This is a genomic window from Promicromonospora thailandica (assembly GCF_024171955.1).
Lineage (GTDB): Bacteria > Actinomycetota > Actinomycetes > Actinomycetales > Cellulomonadaceae > Promicromonospora > Promicromonospora thailandica.
On record NZ_JAMTCS010000022.1, the window covers coordinates 1 to 3,252 of the forward strand.

The 3,252-nt window shown below is 56.6% G+C and carries 1 rRNA gene; it reads left to right on the forward strand.

Features of this window, described 5'->3' with window-relative positions:
- Nucleotides 1–28 precede the first annotated feature (28 nt).
- A 23S ribosomal RNA gene (locus tag APR03_RS24680) occupies nucleotides 29–3,157 on the forward strand.
- Nucleotides 3,158–3,252: the final 95 nt, after the last annotated feature.

Here is a 3,252-nt window from a genome sequence, read left to right on the forward strand (position 1 = left end):
TTTCTTGGTTTCTGCAGATTGTAGTGTTGTTGAAGTTTTTAAGGGCACATTGGTGGATGCCTTGGCACTAGGAGCCGAAGAAGGACGTTGTAGCCTGCGATAATCCTCGGGGAGTTGGCAGACGAGCTGTGATCCGAGGGTCTCCGAATGGGGGAACCCAGCCGAAGTCATGTTCGGTTACCCGCGCTTGAATGTATAGGGCGTGTGGAGGGAACGTCGGGAAGTGAAACATCTCAGTACCGACAGGAAGAGATATTCCGTGAGTAGTGGCGAGCGAAAGCGGATGAGGCCAAACCGTATGCGTGTCAAGCTGTCAGGCGTTGCGTGTGCGGGGTTGTGGGACCTTCTGGAAGAATCTGACAGTTCTTCAGCCAGTGAGAAAGTCGTGTCATAGTCGAACCGGGTTGAATACCGGACCGTAGTGGGTGGGAGTCCCGTAGACGAAATGGTGCGGCCTGGTGGAGGGGATCCCAAGTAGCACGGGGCCCGTGAAATCTCGTGTGAATCTGGCAAGACCACTTGCTAAGCCTAAATACTACCTAGTGACCGATAGCGGACAAGTACCGTGAGGGAAAGGTGAAAAGTACCCCGGGAGGGGAGTGAAATAGTACCTGAAACCATGTGCCTACAATCCGTCGGAGCCTCCTTCCTCCTTGTGGGGTTGCAGGGGTGACGGCGTGCCTTTTGAAGAATGAGCCTGCGAGTTAGTGCTCGGTGGCGAGGTTAACCCGTGTGGGGTATCCGTAGCGAAAGCGAGTCCGAACAGGGCGTTTGAGTCGCCGGGTCTAGACCCGAAGCGAAGTGATCTAGCCATGGGCAGGTTGAAGCGCCGGTAAGACGGCGTGGAGGACCGAACCCACCAGGGTTGAAAACCTGGGGGATGACCTGTGGTTAGGGGTGAAAGGCCAATCAAACTTCGTGATAGCTGGTTCTCCCCGAAATGCATTTAGGTGCAGCGTCGCGTGTTTCTTGCCGGAGGTAGAGCTACTGGATGGCTAATGGGCCTCACCAGGTTACTGACGTCAGCCAAACTCCGAATGCCGGTAAGTTTAAGCGTGGCAGTGAGACTGCGGGGGATAAGCTCCGTGGTCGAGAGGGAAACAGCCCAGATCACCGGCTAAGGCCCCTAAGCGTGTGCTCAGTGGGAAAGGATGTGGAGTTGCACAGACAACCAGGAGGTTGGCTTAGAAGCAGCCACCCTTGAAAGAGTGCGTAATAGCTCACTGGTCAAGTGATTCCGCGCCGACAATGTAGCGGGGCTCAAGCACACCGCCGAAGCCGTGGCACTCACACAACAGCCAAGCCGTCTCCTTGTGGGACTGGTTCAGGTGTGTGGGTGGGTAGGGGAGCGTCGTGTGGGCAGTGAAGTCGCAGGGTGACCTAGCGGTGGAGCCTACACGAGTGAGAATGCAGGCATGAGTAGCGAATGACGGGTGTGAATCCCGTCCGCCGAATGACCAAGGGTTCCAGGGCCAGGTTCATCCGCCCTGGGTAAGTCGGGACCTAAGGCGAGGCCGACAGGCGTAGTCGATGGACAAGGAGTTGATATTCTCCTACCGGCGAAGTACCGCCCATACCGAGCCCGGTGATACTAACCACCCCAAGCCACCGCCGAGACCTTCGGGTCTCACTGGTGGGGCGGCGTGGGACCTGATCCGGTAGTAGGTAAGCGTGTTAACAGGGGTGACGCAGGAAGGTAGCCAGGCGTGGCGATGGTTGTCCATGTCCAAGGTCGTAGCCCGACACCTAGGCAAATCCGGGTGTCATGAGGGTGAGAGCTGATAGAGACCGTGTATGCGGGAATCTGGTGATCCTATGCTGCCTAGAAAAGCCTCGACGCGAGGGACTAGCCGCCCGTACCCTAAACCGACTCAGGTGGTCAGGTAGAGAATACTAAGGCGATCGAGTGAATCGTGGTTAAGGAACTCGGCAAAATGCCCCCGTAACTTCGGGAGAAGGGGGGCCTGAACCGTTAACCCACTTGCTGGGGGACGCGGGGAGGGCCGCAGAGACCAGGGAGAAGCGACTGTTTACTAAAAACACAGGTCCGTGCGAAGTCGCAAGACGATGTATACGGACTGACGCCTGCCCGGTGCTGGAAGGTTAAGAGGACGGGTCAGCTTCGGCGAAGCCCAGAATTTAAGCCCCAGTAAACGGCGGTGGTAACTATAACCATCCTAAGGTAGCGAAATTCCTTGTCGGGTAAGTTCCGACCTGCACGAATGGCGTAACGACTTCTCCGCTGTCTCAACCGCGAACTCGGCGAAATTGCACTACGAGTAAAGATGCTCGTTACGCGCAGCAGGACGGAAAGACCCCGGGACCTTTACTATAGCTTGGTATTGGTGTTCGGTGCGGTTTGTGTAGGATAGGTGGGAGACTGTGAAGCTCGGGCGCCAGCTCGGGTGGAGTCATTGTTGAAATACCACTCTGATCGCTTCGGATGTCTAACCTCGGTCCGTGATCCGGATCAGGGACAGTGCCTGGTGGGTAGTTTAACTGGGGCGGTTGCCTCCTAAAATGTAACGGAGGCGCTCAAAGGTTCCCTCAGCCTGGTTGGTAATCAGGTGTCGAGTGCAAGTGCACAAGGGAGCTTGACTGTGAGACTGACAGGTCGAGCAGGGACGAAAGTCGGAACTAGTGATCCGGCGGTGGCTTGTGGAAGCGCCGTCGCTCAACGGATAAAAGGTACCCCGGGGATAACAGGCTGATCTTGCCCAAGAGTCCATATCGACGGCATGGTTTGGCACCTCGATGTCGGCTCGTCGCATCCTGGGGCTGGAGTAGGTCCCAAGGGTTGGGCTGTTCGCCCATTAAAGCGGTACGCGAGCTGGGTTTAGAACGTCGTGAGACAGTTCGGTCCCTATCCGCTGCGCGCGTAGGAAACTTGAGAAGGGCTGTCCCTAGTACGAGAGGACCGGGACGGACGAACCTCTGGTGTGCCAGTTGTTCCGCCAGGAGCATGGCTGGTTGGCTACGTTCGGAAGGGATAACCGCTGAAAGCATCTAAGCGGGAAGCCTGCTTCGAGATGAGGTTTCCATACACCCTTGTGTGTGTGAGGCACCCAGCAGACTACTGGGTTGATAGGCCGGATGTGGAAGCAAGGACTGAAGACTTGTGGAGCTGACCGGTACTAACTGCCGATAACTTCAACACCCTCACAACAAACGATTGTTTTGTGTTTCTGCGTGTTCGCGTCCACTGTGCGGTTCCCGAGTCACGGGCACCACCCCACCGTCGTTGTTCGACGG